Origin of the sequence: Pseudomonas sp. CYM-20-01 (assembly GCF_023169845.1) — a bacterium.
Lineage (GTDB): Bacteria > Pseudomonadota > Gammaproteobacteria > Pseudomonadales > Pseudomonadaceae > Aquipseudomonas > Aquipseudomonas azotoformans.
This window is the reverse complement of record NZ_AP025169.1, coordinates 6,554,207-6,568,082: the sequence shown is the minus strand read 5'-3', so window position 1 is coordinate 6,568,082 and position 13,876 is coordinate 6,554,207. Positions and strand designations below refer to the sequence as shown.

The window sequence follows — 13,876 nt, the reverse complement described above, 5'->3', positions numbered from 1 at the left end:
ACATTTGATTGCATTTCAAGTCAACTATGCGACCCACGGCGACTTGCGGATCACTTCAACAAAATTCATCGGCTTGAACCCCGGCTCCTGATCCACCAGCACATCCGTCTTCACGTTGCCAAACGTGGTCTGCGGACGATGGCGCAAGCCGTCGGCAAACGCGCAGATGATGCACTCCTTGAACCCTTCACCGCGTGGATGCGCATGCACCACGGCTTCGCGCTGCACGCTGGAAAACGCGGCATAGTCCATGCCCAGCACGTCCATTTCCACACCGGCCGTCACCAGTGCCACGGTCGGGCGCAAATGCTGCGGCACGCCCGGCGTGGTGTGCAGGGCGATGGACAGCCACACCTGTTCGATGTCGTCATCGCTCAGCCCGTACGGCTTGAGGAACGCGGCCGCAGCGTTGGCGCCGTCGACTTCGAAGCGCTCGTTGTCACTGCGATGGCCCTCCACCAGGCCCAAGTCATGGAACATCGCGCCGACGTAAAGCAGCTCCGGGTTGTAGGCCAGTTGCTTGCGTTCACCGCTCAAGGCGCCGAACAGGAACACTCGGCGCGAGTGATGGTAGAGCAGGTCGGATTCGACGTCGCGGATGTACTCGGTGGTGGCCTTGGCCAGGGCGCTGTCCGGGATCTGGATGCCGGCGATGGTGGTGCTCATGGTCGTTCTCCTCTGGAAAGATTCCAGTCTGGTCTTGTGCCAGCGAAGGGGCCATTGCGGCGAGGGAGCAATCCCGGCCAATGTGGTTGTACATCGTGCCAAAGGTGTATTCGGTCAAATGTGGGAGCTGGCTTGCCTGCGATAGCATCGACTCGGTATACCTGAATGATCGAGGCGTCTGCATCGCAGGCAAGCCAGCTCCCACAGGGGTTCTGTGTTTATCCAGTTAGAGAAGGTGTGCCTGCTCATGAGCAAAACCGTCGCCATCCTGATCTTCCCCGGCGTCCAGTCACTGGATGTGACCGGTCCCATGGACGTGTTCTGCGAAGCCAACCGTTTTCTGCCGCCGCAGGATCATTACCAGCTGGAGGTCATTGGCGTTGGCCACGGCAGCATGGCCGCCTCCAACGGCCTGTCATTGCAGGCCCACCGGCACTACAGCGAAGCACTGCAGGTGTATGACCTGCTACTGGTGGCGGGCGGCCCGCAGTTGCCCTTCGAAGACTTCGGCGCCGAGTTCGATGCTTGGCTGCGTGGTGCCACGGCGCGTGCGCAGCGCTTCGGCTCCATCTGCAACGGCGCCTTCATGCTGGCCCGCGCCGGGCTGCTGGACGGGAAAACCGTCACCACCCACTGGAACGATGCGGCGGATCTGGCGCGCCTGTGCCCCACGGCCCAGGTCGAAGCCGATCGCCTCTACGTACAGGATGGCAATCTCTACACCTCGGCCGGGGTCACGGCGGGCATCGATCTGTCGTTGTATCTGCTGGCCCAGGACCATGGCCCGGAAGTCGCGTTGAGCGTGGCCAAGCGCCTGGTGGTGTTCACCCAGCGGTCGGGCGGGCAGTCGCAGTTCAGCCCGTTTCTGACGCCCCACGCCGAAACCACCTCGGCGGTGGCGCTGGTGCAGTTGTACGTGTTGGCGAACCTGACCGGGGACCTGACCATTGCCGACCTGGCCAAGGCCGCGAACATGAGTGCGCGCAATTTCTCCCGGGTGTTTGCCCGCGAGGCGCGCATCACGCCGGCGGAGTTTGTCGAGCGCGCGCGGGTGGACGCGGCGCGGGTGATGCTTGAAAGCAGCCCCGCACCGCTGAAGACCGTGGCCTATCAATGCGGATTTCGTGACGCCCAGCACATGCGCAGTGTGTTCAACCGTCGGCTGGGCGTGACGCCGCAACAGTTCCGGCTTAACTTTGCGGCGCCGGTTTGAGCGTGTCGTAGGCTTCCAGCGCGCGCAGCGAGTAGATGTACGCCGCGCCGGCATTCAGCGAGATCGCAGTGGCCAGCGTGGCAGCGACTTCTTCGCGGGTGGCGCCGGCCCTGATTGCCGCATCGGCATGCACGCCGATGCAACCGTCGCAGCGGGTGGTAATGGCCACGGCGATGGAAATCAGTTCACGGGTCTTGGCATCGAGGACGTTGTTTTCCTCGGCAGCTTCGCCCAGCGCCATGTAGGCTTTGACCATCTTCGGGTTGCTCTTGCCCAGCGCGCCAAAGGCTTTCTTCACGGTAGGCAGCAAGTCGGACCAGTTATTGAACATTGCGGTAACTCCTGAACGGGTAGGGTGGTGTGGAGCCAGTGTCTTCCGTTCGGGGGCGGCGTTATTGTTCAATCCGCTCATGTTTTTGACCGATGCTCGCAAATGAATTCGATCGACACGCTTATCGCGCTGGCCAACCTGCGCGGCAGTCTGGATCTGCGCTGCCAGTTCCAGGGCGACTGGGCCTTGGACCATGCGCCGGAAAGCCTGGGTATGGCGCCCTATCACATCGTGCTCAGTGGCACCTGCCGCGCCGAGTTGTCGGGTGGGCAGCAAGTGACCCTGGAGCAGGGCGATATTTTGCTGATGCCCGGCGGTGCCACGCATTTGCTGCGCAGCCAGGGCGCGCGGATCCGGCCGATGCAACCCAAGGTCATCGAAGGCGGTGTGCTCACCGTGCACCGCCTGGGCGGTGACCAGCCGGACCTGGACATGCTCTGCGGCAGCTTTCACTACAACCGCCAGTCGCTGCTGCTCGGCGCGTTGCCGGAATACCTGGTGGTGTCCAGCCGCGAGTGGCACGGCGACGGGCAACTGGCGGCGTTGATCGCGTTATTGCGCAGCGAAGCGGACGGCCAGCAACTCGGCGCCCGCTCGTTTATCGATGCATTGTCATCGGCGCTGTTCACCCTGATCCTGCGCGCCTGGCTCGCCCGTCAGGCACCGGTCGCCGGCACCTTCGCCTTGCTTACCGACAAGCGCCTGAGCAAGGCCTGGCAAGCCATGCTGGCCGATCCAGGGTATGAGTGGACCATCGACAGCCTGGCGGCCGCTGCGACGATGTCACGCGCCACCTTCATGCGCGCCTTTGTGAAAGTCGCGGGCGTATCGCCGTGGGTGCTGCTGACCCAATTGCGCATGGAGCTGGCGTTCAACCTGCTGCGCCAGTCACACCTGAGCCTGCTGGATATCGCCGCCCAGGTGGGTTACCAGTCCCAGGCGGCGTTCAGCAAGAAATTCAAGGAAACCTATGGCGAGGCGCCGGGGCGTTTGCGTTCATCGGGCGGGTAGCAACTTGAGGGTGCCACGGGTGTTGGCGGTGACTTCCTCGTCAGTGAAGTGCGCCTGCTCGTAGCCACCTTCGATGTAGGTTTCGGCCTGGTCGCTGTAGTGGCGGTCAAACGGCACGCCACTTTGCCCGACCGGGTTGATGGTCAGCGCGTGGGCCACGTCGGCGAAATCGATCAGGCGACGGGTCGAGGGGCCGTAGGTGACCGGCCACGGTGCCGGGCCGATCATGGCCGACTGGTTGTTCGGCACTTCATGGGTGCCCGGGGCAGGGAACGGGCCGACGTTGAACACCTTGTCCAAAGGCTTCTGCATGCCCAACGGATGACCGTGGGTGAGGGTATGCGCGGTGCCCCACTGCCATTGGCTCGGGTCATCGCCAAGGGTGGCCTTGAGGTGCGCGAGGCTGTTGTCCCAGGCGAGCTTGACGGTGTCGGCGCGCTTGCCGTCCCACCACGGCGAATCCGGCATGGCGGCCAGGCGGGGCAGCGCGGCGTCAATCACACGGGTGGTGAGCAGGGTCTTGAACATGCTGTCGCCGAGTTTCGGGTGGAAGGCCGCGTCCGCGAGGTTGAACAGGAACTGGTTGAACAGCGTGGCGCTGGTGGAGTCCAGCGGGTAGTCACCCTTCCAGCTGGCAAGCTGTTCCACCAGTTTCAGCTGCGCCGGGTCCTTGACCACCTCACGCAGTACCGGCAGCAGCGGCGCCAGCAGGCGCGGGCCGAAAGCGGTGGTGGTGCCCAGCTGCAAGGCCTGGCTGTTGTTCACGTCCCACTTCACGCTCTTGTCGCTCAACTGCGCATTCAACTGCTGGCCACGGTCGGCCAGGTTGTAATAGCCGGGGATTTCCATGCCGGTGGGTGACACGGGCTGAGCATTGGCCGACACCACATAGCCGCGCACCGGGTTCTCTTCCTGGGGGTTGGCGGTGAAGGGGTAGAAGCCCAGTTTATCGGCTTGTTCGGTACTGCCATCGAGGATGAAACCGGGGTTGGCTCCGGCCGGGCGGATCGGCAATTGCGCCGCTGCCCACCAGCCGATATCACCCTTGGCGTTGGCCCACACGATATTCAGGCCCGGTGCGGAAACCTTGGCTGCAGCGGCTCGCGCCTTGGCCAGGGTGTCGGCGCGGTTGAGTTGGTAGAAGCCTTCGAGGATCGGGTTCTGGGTATCGAGGAACGCCCACCACATAGCAATCGGTGTGTTGCCGGCGTTCTCGCCGAGCACGTCATTGATGATCGGGCCGTGGGGCGATTGGCGCAGGGTCAACGTCAGTGGCGCCTGGCCCTTCACCGCGATCTGTTGCTCGGTGCGGGTCATGTCGACCCACTGGCCGTGGTACCAGACCTGGTTGGGATTGTCCGGGTTGACCCTCTCGGCGATCAGGTCGAGGTCATCGTTCTGGAACATGGTCAGGCTCCAGCCGAAGTCCTGGTTGTGTCCCAGGAACGCCATCGGCACCAGAGCGTTGTGATAGCCATACAGCTCAAAACCCGGTGCCGACAGCTGCGCTTCGTACCACACCGATGGCACCGAGAAACGAATATGCGGGTCACCCGCCAGCAACGGCTTGCCGCTCTTGGTGCGGTTGCCGCTGATGGCCCAGGCGTTGCTGCCTTCGAACTGCGGCAGGCCGTTGTCGGCCAGGGCCTGTTCGCTCAGTGAGGCGAGGGCGCCGAGGGTCTGCCAATCGCTGGCGGCGAGGTTGAGCGCACCCTTGGGTTGCCAGTCGAGGTCGAAGACTTTCAGGTAGTCGCTGCCCAATTGGTCGCGTACGTAAGTCAGCAACGGCTCGGTACGAAACGCGGCGGCAAAGCTGTAGGCCATGTACCCGGCAACGCTGATGGTGTCTTCAGCGGTGAACGGTCGCTTGGGGATGCCCAGCACGTCGAACTCCATCGGGCGGGCGTGGCTGTCCTGATACTGGTTGATCCCGTCCAGATAGGCCTGCAGGGCCTTCCAGTGCGCCGACTCATGATCCAGTTGCGCCACATAGGTCGCGGCGCGGTCGCGAATTCGCAGGCTGCGGAACAGCTTGTCGGTCTCCAGCACTTTGGGGCCCAGCACCTCGGCCAGTTCACCACGCGCCAGGCGCCGCATGATCTCCATCTGGAATAGACGGTCCTGGGCATGCACATAGCCGAGGGCGCGATACAGGTCGGTTTCGTTCTCGGCGCGGATATGCGGCACGCCACGGTCGTCATAGCGCACCGTGACGGAGCCTTGCAGGTTGGCCAGCGTCACCGTGCCCTGGCGGGTGGGCTGTTTGCTATAGACGTACGCGCCTGCGCCAAGGGCAGCCAGCACGACCAGAACCGCGAACACCTGCAAGACGCGCTTCATGAATATTCCTTACCAAGAGAGAGGCGGGTTACGAGCCTTTTGGCCACGAACAATAGCAGCCCACTGCCAGGGTGTGAGTAGCATTTATCTGGCGTCCCGCGTCTAGGGCCTTGAGGATCGGCTCAATGAAGCTGTTGCTGGAGTTGCATGTGAGGCCCTCGCTGTAGGGCCCGAAATACGCGAGCTTGCCTGTGCGATCCCAGATCCCCACGGCCGGGCTGGCAGGCACCTGGTCGGCGCCGGGCAGGGTGGTGAGGGTTTTCATCGTGCGCAGGTTGTCGGGCAGTTGGCCGTGGCTGCCGGGCTTTTGCAGGGCGTAGAACTCGACGCCTTGGGGCGCGTATTGCTCGATCAGCTCGCCCAGGTGCTGCTGGTTGCCGACGTTGCACGGGCAGGCCGGGTCCCAGAAGTGCACCAGGCGGATCGGGCCGGGGCCGGCGAGGTCGGCGGGCAGCTTCAATGGGTCGCCGGAAAACACCGCCGTGTGTTCGCTGAAGGCGCGCAGGTAGCGGCCCTGGAACCAGTCATACGCCGCCCACAGCACGCCGGCGCAGATAACCAGGATCAGGCTGGCGAATAGGGCGGTGCGGTAGGGCGGTCGCATTCAGATGTATCCTCGAAGGTCGCGTAGCTTGCCATGCTTGTCCTGACAGATGAATATCGCAGCTCGATATTCATCTTCGCCGCCAGTCTGGAAGCCTTTATGCCCGTTACCTTTGACCCCGATCATCTGCGCGAAAGCTTGCGGCCCCTGGTGGATGCGCAACCGCTTTCAGCCGAGGCACGGGTCTACCAGCGTTTCTACGGGCTGGACCAGGCCGAGAGCCGCCTGGGGCGCTTCGAGGTGGACGGTTTCGAGGTGGTCGCGCAGGTGTGGTGGCCGCCCAGGCCTGTAGCGACGATGTTCATGTTCCACGGCTTCTACGACCACATGGGGTTGTACCGCCATGTGGTGAAGTGGGCGCTGGACCAGGGTTTTGTGGTGATCGCCTGCGATCTGCCCGGGCATGGGCTGTCCAGCGGCGCACGCGCCAGCATCGATGATTTCGCGGTGTACCAGCACGTGGTGCGGGCGCTGTTTACCCAGGCCGAAGCATTGCAGTTGCCGCAACCCTGGCACCTGTTCGGGCAAAGCACCGGCGGCGCGGTGGTGGTGGACCACCTGCTCAACCACGGCGCCGACAGCCCGGCCCAGGGCAAGACCTTCCTGCTGTCACCGTTGGTGCGGCCGCGTGCCTGGGGTTGGTCGCAGGTCAGTTATTACCTGCTGCGCCCATTCGTCAAAGGCATTGCGCGGCGGTTCAGCGAAAACACCCACGACCCCGCGTTCAAACCGTTCCTTGAAGTCGACCCGCTGCAGCCGCGGCAATTGCCGACCGCCTGGGTGGGTGCATTGGCGCGCTGGATCAAACGCATCGAAGCCGCACCGCGCAGCCCTCGGCGACCGGTGATTGTGCAGGGTGAAGAGGATATGACCGTGGATTGGCAGCACAACCTGCAGGTGTTGCGCAGCAAGTTCGACCAGCCCGAGGTGTTGATGCTGCCGCGTGGCAGGCATCATCTGGCCAATGAGATTCCGGAGATTCGTGAGCAGTACTTCAGCTATCTCACCCAACACCTGAACTAACGCGATCCAAATGTGGGAGGTGGCTTGCCCCCTCCCACACTTTTTACTGCGTAAGGCTGGAAGTGCTTTGCCCGACCGCCAGCCCGGCGCGAATAGCGGCAAGTGCCGCCTGGTAATACGCCTTGCCCTCCGGCGACTCCGCAAACGTCGCGAATTCTTCCAGCTCCGGGTCGGACAGATCCCGATAAACGTACAGCAGCGTGTTGTTCAGGTCCTTGTCGATCTGCTGCATCAACCGCTCGCGTTGGCCATTCAACATACCCTGGGCCTGGCCGCCGCCCAGCAGGCCGGGGATCATCTGGCTCAGGCTGTCGGCCGCCACGCCGGCAATCGCCAGGCTGACTTCCGCGCCGGCTTCGCGGGCCGGCAGGGCCTGGGCCAGGTGGCCGATGATCAGGCTGCGGGTGGCGTCGGCCTCGATTTTCGGCAGGCCCTGGGCATTTTTCGCCAGTTGGTCGCGGCGGGTGGCGAGCAATTCGGCGGCGACAATCTTGCGGCCCAGGGGTGATTGGAAAAACGCCAAGGCAGGCGCAGGGTCCGCCAGGTGCTTGCGCAATTGCGCTTCGGCACGCTGGTCCACCGCCTGGGCGGCGAAGCGTTTATTGCTGTTGTCCACCAGCGCCTGGTACACCGCTGGCGGCAGGCTATTGCGGTAGCGTTGCTGGGCGGCACTGAGGGCGTCATTGAAATGCGCACGTTGTTCGGCCCAGCCGGCGACCTTGTACAACTGGTCATGGCCGTCTGCCCAGGCGGGCAAAACGCAGAACATCAGCAAGGAAAAAAACAAACGACGCATAGGGACTCCTGTCAGTCGGCCACTATTGTCCGTGTCGGGCGTAGGATTTGTCGAGAAGTCCTATCAGTCACCTGACTAAAGTGCATTCAGACGCTCGGCGGCTCTGTCGGATTCACAGGCGTATGGATACTATGCGCGCCATGCAAATACCCCTCGATCACCCCTTGCTGCAACGTATTGTCGACGACCTGGCCGAAAAGGGCTGGTCCAGACAGGACGGCTTCCTGCCCCAGGCTCTGACCCTGGAACTGGCGGCTGAGTGCCGTAAACGCAAGGCCGAAGGTGAACTGGCCCCGGCAGCGGTAGGGCGGGGGCCGACCCAGGAGATTCGAGAAGGCATTCGCGGTGACCACATCCAGTGGCTGGAAGAGGGCGATGCGGCGGTTTGCGACACTTACATGGCGGTGATGGACAGCCTGCGCCTCGCCATGAACCGTGGCCTGTTCCTGGGCCTGGAAGACTTTGAGAGCCACTTCGCGATGTACCCGCCGGGGGCTTTTTACCTCAAGCACCTGGACCGTTTCCGCGACGATGACCGGCGCATGGTCTCGGCGGTGATCTACTTGAATGACGCCTGGCTGCCCGAACATGGCGGCCAGTTGCGCATGTACCTCAAGGACGGCGTCGAATACGATGTGGTGCCCACCGGCGGTTGCCTGGTGGTGTTCCTGTCGGGCGAGGTGCCCCACGAAGTGATGCCCGCTACGCGCGAACGCCTGTCCCTCACCGGCTGGTTTCGCCGGCGGGGCAACGAGCCGTTTTAAACATGCAAAAGATTCTGATCAGCCGCTGTCTGCTCGGGCACAAGGTGCGTTACGACGGCGGGGCCAGCGGGCCGTTCGACCAATTGGCGGCGTGGCAGGCCGAAGGGCGTGTGGTTGCGATCTGCCCGGAAGTGTCGGGTGGTTTGCCAACGCCACGACCTGCTGCCGAGATCCCAGGCGGGCAGGGCGTGGATGTGTGGGAGGGGCGTGCCCAGGTGCTGACGGCTGAGGGCGAAGATTTCAGCGCAGCGTTCCTTGATGGCGCCCGCCAGGCACTGGCGCTGGTTGAACGCCACGCTATCCGCATCGCCGTGCTCAAGGCCAATAGCCCGTCCTGTGGCAACCTGCTCACTTATGACGGTACCTTTACCGGCGTGAAAGTGAGTGGCGAGGGCGTAACCGCGGCGCTGCTCAAGCGCCACGGCGTGCAGGTGTTCAGTGAGTTGGAGTTACCTGAGGCTGCGCAGGCACTGGCGCAGTTGTAGTCGGGGCTTCTGCGTCAAACCACTTCTGCGACAGCGCCTTTAACCGGCCATCCTCCTTCACCCGCTTCAGCGCGCCGTCCAGGCTCGTCTTGAACGCGGGGTTGCCCTTCTGGAACGGGATCACCAAATCGGGCTTCTCGCGATAAGCCTCACTGAAATCGAACTGATCCTCAAGGTCGGCAGTCTTAGCGATATGGTTGATGGCCACGTCGTACTTGCCGGTTGCCACCCCTGGCAGCAAGTCGGCGTCATCGGTGGTGATGAACGAGGAGCGCACGTCCATTTCCTTGGCCAGCAGTTCACCCAGTTCCACTTCAAAACCGGTGAGTTTGTCGCCGTCCTTGAAGTTGAACGGTGGCGTATTGGCTTCAAGGGCGATGCGCAGTTCGCCACGATCGAACACATCATCGACCAGTTCGGCGTGAGCCAGGGGGCTCAGAAGGGGAAGCAGCAGTAACAGGCCAGGCGAAAAGCGCATGGTCACTCCTAGAGAATTTTTATGTGCGAGGCGCCGGTCAGCATCGCTTTGCTATGGTGTTGAGTGCCTTGGACAGCAATTTGTCGCGAAGTTGTCATAACCCTACAGATTTCACAGAAAAACTGGAGAAGCGAATGAAAGCCCTTTTGTCCCGTGCCACCCTGGCCTCCCTGATGCTGGGTGCTTCGATGTTGGCGAATGCTGCTGATGTTCCGCGCACCCCCGCCCCCAAAGGCGCCGAGGTGTTTATCGTATCGCCCAAAGATGGCGCGACCGTCGACAAGACCTTCACCGTCAAATTTGGCGTGAAGGGTCTGGACCTGGAACCGATCGACAAGCAGGTGCCAGGTGCCGGTCACCATCACCTGCTGGTCGACCAGGACGTGACGTCGCTCAAAGCAGACGAGGCTATCCCGGCCACTGCCACCTCGATTCATTTCGGTAAGGCGCAAACCGAAACCGAGTTGACATTGACCCCAGGCAAACACACCTTGCAGCTGGTAGCGGGCGATAACGTGCACCGCCAGTTCGAGCCCACTGTAGCCTCGAAAGTGATCACGGTTAACGTCAAGTAAGATTTGTTCAGATGCAAAAAAGGGAGCCCCGAGGGGCTCCCTTTTTCGTGGTGCGGTTGAAACCTTAGAACAACACGCGGCTACGGATAGTGCCGTTGATGTGCTGCAGCTTCTCTTGCGCCAGGTCCGAGTACTCGGCGTCGACGTCGATCACCACGTAGCCGACCTTCTCGTTGGTCTGCAGGAACTGACCGGAGATGTTGATGCCGTTTTCCGCGAAGACCTTGTTGATCTCCATCATCACGCCAGGGATGTTCTGGTGGATGTGCAGCAGACGGTGCTTGCCAGGGTGAGCCGGCAGGGCCACTTCCGGGAAGTTCACCGACGATACCGAGGTACCGTTGTCGCTGTACTTGACCAGCTTCTCGGCCACTTCCAGGCCAATGTTGGCTTGGGCTTCAGCGGTGGAACCACCGATGTGCGGGGTCAGGATCACGTTGTCCAGGCCACGCAGCGGGCTTTCGAAGATGTCGTCGTTGGAGCGAGGCTCAACCGGGAACACGTCGATGGCGGCGCCGATCAGGTGCTTGTCCTTGATCGCGTCGGCCAGGGCGTCCAGTTCGACCACAGTACCGCGTGCCGCGTTGATCAGGATGCCGCCCTTCTTGATGGCGCGGATTTCCTTCTCGCCCATCATCCACTGGGTCTCAGCGGTTTCCGGAACGTGCAGGGTCACGATATCGGACATGCCCAGCAGCTCGGTCAGGCTGGCCACTTGGGTGGCGTTGCCCAATGGCAGCTTGGTCAGGGTGTCGTAGAAGAACACCTGCATGCCCAGGCCTTCAGCCAGGACCGACAACTGGGTACCGATCGAGCCGTAGCCGATGATGCCCAGCTTCTTGCCACGGATCTCGAAGGAGTTGGCCGCGCTCTTGATCCAGCCGCCACGGTGGCAGGAAGCGTTCTTCTCGGGAATGCCGCGCAACAACAGGATGGCCTCGGCCAGCACCAGCTCCGCTACGGAACGGGTGTTGGAGTACGGTGCGTTGAACACCGCGATGCCACGCTCGCGCGCAGCAGAGAGGTCGACCTGGTTGGTGCCGATGCAGAAACAGCCGACCGCCACGAGTTTCTTGGCGTGATCGAAGATTTCTTCGGTCAGCTGAGTGCGGGAGCGAATGCCGATAAAGTGCGCGTCGGCGATCTTTTCCTTGAGCTGGGCTTCCGGCAGAGAACTGGTGATGTACTCAATGCTGGAGTACCCGGCGGCCTTCAGAACTTCGACGGCCGATGGGTGGACGCCTTCCAGAAGAAGGAACTTGATCTTGCTCTTATCGAGAGAAGTCTTGCTCATCTGCGTAAACCTGTATCCCGGAGAAAAATGGCAGGGAATCGGATCGCTTAAGCTGACCCGGACGGCAGGAAAGCCGTCACCGCAGAAACGCCCTTGGGCTCTGTCCTGCGGGGGCGGTATGCTAGCATACGCGCCCTGCTAAACACTCATTCCTGCGACGTGAAGCGTTCTCAGGATGACCATGAATTGTTCGAGAGTTCTGTCGATGACCCATCCTGCCCTGATTGATGAGCTAAAGACCCTGGTTGAGCCCGGCAAAGTGCTGACCGATGCAGACTCCCTGGAGGCTTACGGCAAGGATTGGACCAAGCACTTCGCACCCGCGCCGACCGCCATCGTCTTCCCCAAGACCACTGAGCAGGTCCAGGCCATCGTGCGTTGGGCCAATACCCACAAGGTCGCGCTGGTGCCATCCGGTGGGCGTACTGGCCTGTCGGCCGCTGCCGTGGCGGCCAACGGCGAAGTGGTGGTGTCGTTCGACTATATGAACCAGATCCTCGACGTGAACCTCACCGACCGCACCGCCGTGTGCCAGCCGGGTGTGGTCACCAAGCAATTGCAGAACGTCGCCGAAGAAAAAGGCCTGTACTACCCGGTGGACTTCGCTTCGTCGGGGTCCAGCCAGATTGGCGGCAATATCGGCACCAATGCCGGCGGGATCAAGGTGATTCGCTACGGCATGACCCGTAACTGGGTGGCCGGCATAAAGGTCGTCACTGGCAAGGGTGACGTACTGGAGCTGAACCGCGACCTGATCAAGAACGCCACCGGCTACGACATGCGCCAGCTGTTCATCGGCGCCGAAGGCACCCTGGGCTTTGTGGTCGAAGCCACCATGCGCCTGGACCGTGCGCCGAAGAACCTCACCGCCATGGTGCTCGGTACGACTGACTTCGACTCGATCATGCCGGTCTTGCACGCGTTCCAGAGCAAACTGGACCTGACCGCCTTCGAATTCTTCTCCGACAAGGCCCTGGCCAAGGTCATGGGCCGTGGCGATGTGCCGGCGCCGTTCGAAACCGACTGCCCGTTCTATGCGCTGCTGGAATTTGAAGCCACCACCGAAGAAGTCGCCAACCACGCGCTGGAAACCTTCGAGCATTGCGTGGAGCAGGGCTGGGTGCTGGACGGCGTGATGAGCCAGAGCGAAACCCAGCTGCACAACCTGTGGAAACTGCGCGAGTACATCTCAGAGACCATTTCCCACTGGACCCCATACAAGAACGATATCTCGGTGACTGTCTCCAAAGTACCGGCGTTCTTGAAGGAAATTGACGCGATCGTCGGCGAACACTACCCGGACTTCGAAATCGTCTGGTTCGGCCACATCGGCGACGGCAACCTGCACTTGAACATCCTCAAGCCGGAAAACCTGAGCAAGGACGAGTTCTTCGCCAAGTGCGCCACCGTGAACAAGTGGGTGTTCGAAACCGTCGCGAAGTACAACGGTTCGATCTCCGCCGAACACGGCGTGGGCATGACCAAGCGCGATTACCTGACCTACAGCCGCTCGCCGGTTGAAATCGAATACATGAAGGCAGTGAAAGCGGTGTTCGACCCGAACGGGATCATGAACCCTGGCAAGATCTTCGCTGTTTAACCGCCCTGAAGGAGTCGTTCCATGAGCTACCAGCACAAGTATGTCGACGGCACCAACATCCACTTTCCGGTCGGGAAAGTGGTGTGTATCGGGCGTAACTACGCCGAACATGCCAAGGAACTGGATAACCCGGTGCCGACCGAGCCGTTGCTGTTCATCAAGCCGGGCAGCTGTGTGGTGCCGTTGGAAGGTGGTTTCAGCATCCCGACCGAACGCGGTTCGGTGCATTACGAAGCGGAAATCGCGGTGTTGATCGGCAAGCCTTTGTCGAACAAGCCCAGTCGTGAAGAAGTGCTGGACGCTATCTCCGGCTTCGCCCCGGCCCTGGACCTGACCCTGCGTGACAAACAGGCCGAGCTGAAAGTCAAGGGCCTGCCGTGGGAAATCGCCAAGTCCTTCGACGGCGCGGCGGTGATTGCACCGTTCGTGGTGGGCAGCACCTTTGCCGATGTCACCGACATCGGCATCCGCCTGAGCATCAATGGCGAAGTGCGCCAGGACGGCAACAGCGCGCAGATGCTCAACCCGATCATCCCGATGATCCAGCACATGGCCGGCTGCTTCTCGCTGCAGGCGGGCGACGTGATCCTCACCGGCACGCCGGCCGGTGTAGGCCCGTTGAATGTGGGGGATGAGTTGGTGCTGGAACTGGCGGGCCAGAATCGCTTTGAAAGCGTTGTTCGTTAAGCACTGACA

General features: G+C 61.9%; 15 protein-coding genes. 8 read left to right on the top strand and 7 right to left on the bottom strand.

What is annotated here, in order from left to right:
* Nucleotides 1-24 precede the first annotated feature (24 nt).
* The gene (locus M2497_RS30055) at nucleotides 25-666 is read right to left on the bottom strand and encodes an HD domain-containing protein (protein ID WP_058426491.1); all 642 of its coding nucleotides are present in this window, start codon (nucleotides 664-666) and stop codon (nucleotides 25-27) included.
* Nucleotides 667-913: 247 nt separating this feature from the next.
* Here M2497_RS30055 and M2497_RS30050 point away from each other — a divergent pair, with 247 nt between their 5' ends.
* Entirely contained in the window at nucleotides 914-1,879 is a 966-nt protein-coding gene (locus M2497_RS30050) for a GlxA family transcriptional regulator (protein WP_248485195.1), read from the top strand.
* Here M2497_RS30050 and M2497_RS30045 read toward each other — a convergent pair.
* Nucleotides 1,857-2,210 (bottom strand): carboxymuconolactone decarboxylase family protein, encoded by a 354-nt coding sequence (locus M2497_RS30045; RefSeq protein WP_248485193.1) that lies wholly within the window; start codon nucleotides 2,208-2,210, stop codon nucleotides 1,857-1,859. The genes M2497_RS30050 and M2497_RS30045 overlap by 23 nt on opposite strands.
* A gap of 102 nt (nucleotides 2,211-2,312) precedes the next feature.
* Here M2497_RS30045 and M2497_RS30040 point away from each other — a divergent pair, with 102 nt between their 5' ends.
* Nucleotides 2,313-3,221 (top strand): AraC family transcriptional regulator, encoded by a 909-nt coding sequence (locus M2497_RS30040; RefSeq protein WP_248485191.1) that lies wholly within the window; start codon nucleotides 2,313-2,315, stop codon nucleotides 3,219-3,221.
* On the opposite strand, the gene M2497_RS30035 is transcribed toward M2497_RS30040, so the two are convergent.
* Entirely contained in the window at nucleotides 3,207-5,561 is a 2,355-nt protein-coding gene (locus M2497_RS30035; RefSeq protein ID WP_248485189.1) for a penicillin acylase family protein, read from the bottom strand. The genes M2497_RS30040 and M2497_RS30035 overlap by 15 nt on opposite strands.
* 28 nt (nucleotides 5,562-5,589) lie before the next feature.
* Nucleotides 5,590-6,165 carry a DUF6436 domain-containing protein gene (locus M2497_RS30030; protein ID WP_248485188.1) on the bottom strand — a complete coding sequence of 192 codons (576 nt, stop codon included), beginning with the start codon at nucleotides 6,163-6,165 and terminating at the stop codon, nucleotides 5,590-5,592.
* A 99-nt stretch (nucleotides 6,166-6,264) separates the two neighbouring features.
* On the opposite strand from M2497_RS30030, the gene M2497_RS30025 reads away from it, so the two are divergent.
* Nucleotides 6,265-7,188 carry an alpha/beta hydrolase gene (locus M2497_RS30025; RefSeq protein WP_248488273.1) on the top strand — a complete coding sequence of 308 codons (924 nt, stop codon included), beginning with the start codon at nucleotides 6,265-6,267 and terminating at the stop codon, nucleotides 7,186-7,188.
* A gap of 43 nt (nucleotides 7,189-7,231) precedes the next feature.
* On the opposite strand, the gene M2497_RS30020 is transcribed toward M2497_RS30025, so the two are convergent.
* Nucleotides 7,232-7,984, bottom strand: coding sequence for a DUF2059 domain-containing protein (locus M2497_RS30020; RefSeq protein ID WP_248485186.1), 753 nt, complete (start codon nucleotides 7,982-7,984; stop codon nucleotides 7,232-7,234).
* A 131-nt stretch (nucleotides 7,985-8,115) separates the two neighbouring features.
* Here M2497_RS30020 and M2497_RS30015 point away from each other — a divergent pair, with 131 nt between their 5' ends.
* Both M2497_RS30015 and M2497_RS30010 read left to right on the top strand, forming a co-directional pair.
* Nucleotides 8,116-8,748 carry a 2OG-Fe(II) oxygenase gene (locus tag M2497_RS30015; protein WP_248488272.1) on the top strand — a complete coding sequence of 211 codons (633 nt, stop codon included), beginning with the start codon at nucleotides 8,116-8,118 and terminating at the stop codon, nucleotides 8,746-8,748.
* Between the two features lie 2 nt (nucleotides 8,749-8,750).
* Entirely contained in the window at nucleotides 8,751-9,233 is a 483-nt protein-coding gene (locus M2497_RS30010; RefSeq protein ID WP_248485184.1) for a DUF523 domain-containing protein, read from the top strand.
* On the opposite strand, the gene M2497_RS30005 is transcribed toward M2497_RS30010, so the two are convergent.
* Nucleotides 9,184-9,711, bottom strand: coding sequence for a transporter substrate-binding domain-containing protein (locus M2497_RS30005; protein WP_248485183.1), 528 nt, complete (start codon nucleotides 9,709-9,711; stop codon nucleotides 9,184-9,186). The genes M2497_RS30010 and M2497_RS30005 overlap by 50 nt on opposite strands.
* Before the next feature lie 134 nt (nucleotides 9,712-9,845).
* Between M2497_RS30005 and M2497_RS30000 the strand changes: the two genes are divergently transcribed.
* Nucleotides 9,846-10,286, top strand: a complete 441-nt coding sequence (locus M2497_RS30000; protein ID WP_248485181.1) for a DUF4399 domain-containing protein — start codon at nucleotides 9,846-9,848, stop codon at nucleotides 10,284-10,286.
* A gap of 64 nt (nucleotides 10,287-10,350) precedes the next feature.
* Here M2497_RS30000 and serA read toward each other — a convergent pair whose 3' ends face one another.
* Entirely contained in the window at nucleotides 10,351-11,580 is a 1,230-nt protein-coding gene (gene serA / locus M2497_RS29995) for a phosphoglycerate dehydrogenase (protein ID WP_058426502.1), read from the bottom strand.
* Between the two features lie 205 nt (nucleotides 11,581-11,785).
* Here serA and M2497_RS29990 point away from each other — a divergent pair, with 205 nt between their 5' ends.
* Together M2497_RS29990 and M2497_RS29985 are read left to right on the top strand one after the other, a co-directional pair.
* A complete protein-coding gene (locus M2497_RS29990) occupies nucleotides 11,786-13,180 on the top strand; it encodes an FAD-binding oxidoreductase (protein WP_248485169.1) in 1,395 nt (464 codons plus the stop codon).
* Between the two features lie 21 nt (nucleotides 13,181-13,201).
* Complete coding sequence (locus M2497_RS29985; RefSeq protein ID WP_248485167.1) at nucleotides 13,202-13,867, top strand: fumarylacetoacetate hydrolase family protein; 666 nt, start codon at nucleotides 13,202-13,204, stop codon at nucleotides 13,865-13,867.
* Nucleotides 13,868-13,876: the final 9 nt, after the last annotated feature.

Coding starts and splice junctions, on each gene's coding strand:
- M2497_RS30035 (WP_248485189.1), bottom strand. CDS start 5,561: ATGAAGCGCGTCTTGCAGGTGTTCGCGGTTCTGGTCGTGCTGGCTGCC.
- M2497_RS30015 (WP_248488272.1), top strand. CDS start 8,116: ATGCGCGCCATGCAAATACCCCTCGATCACCCCTTGCTGCAACGTATT.
- M2497_RS29990 (WP_248485169.1), top strand. CDS start 11,786: ATGACCCATCCTGCCCTGATTGATGAGCTAAAGACCCTGGTTGAGCCC.
- M2497_RS30040 (WP_248485191.1), top strand. CDS start 2,313: ATGAATTCGATCGACACGCTTATCGCGCTGGCCAACCTGCGCGGCAGT.
- M2497_RS30030 (WP_248485188.1), bottom strand. CDS start 6,165: ATGCGACCGCCCTACCGCACCGCCCTATTCGCCAGCCTGATCCTGGTT.
- M2497_RS30055 (WP_058426491.1), bottom strand. CDS start 666: ATGAGCACCACCATCGCCGGCATCCAGATCCCGGACAGCGCCCTGGCC.
- M2497_RS30010 (WP_248485184.1), top strand. CDS start 8,751: ATGCAAAAGATTCTGATCAGCCGCTGTCTGCTCGGGCACAAGGTGCGT.
- M2497_RS30050 (WP_248485195.1), top strand. CDS start 914: ATGAGCAAAACCGTCGCCATCCTGATCTTCCCCGGCGTCCAGTCACTG.
- serA (WP_058426502.1), bottom strand. CDS start 11,580: ATGAGCAAGACTTCTCTCGATAAGAGCAAGATCAAGTTCCTTCTTCTG.
- M2497_RS30025 (WP_248488273.1), top strand. CDS start 6,265: ATGCCCGTTACCTTTGACCCCGATCATCTGCGCGAAAGCTTGCGGCCC.
- M2497_RS30000 (WP_248485181.1), top strand. CDS start 9,846: ATGAAAGCCCTTTTGTCCCGTGCCACCCTGGCCTCCCTGATGCTGGGT.
- M2497_RS30020 (WP_248485186.1), bottom strand. CDS start 7,984: ATGCGTCGTTTGTTTTTTTCCTTGCTGATGTTCTGCGTTTTGCCCGCC.
- M2497_RS30045 (WP_248485193.1), bottom strand. CDS start 2,210: ATGTTCAATAACTGGTCCGACTTGCTGCCTACCGTGAAGAAAGCCTTT.
- M2497_RS29985 (WP_248485167.1), top strand. CDS start 13,202: ATGAGCTACCAGCACAAGTATGTCGACGGCACCAACATCCACTTTCCG.
- M2497_RS30005 (WP_248485183.1), bottom strand. CDS start 9,711: ATGCGCTTTTCGCCTGGCCTGTTACTGCTGCTTCCCCTTCTGAGCCCC.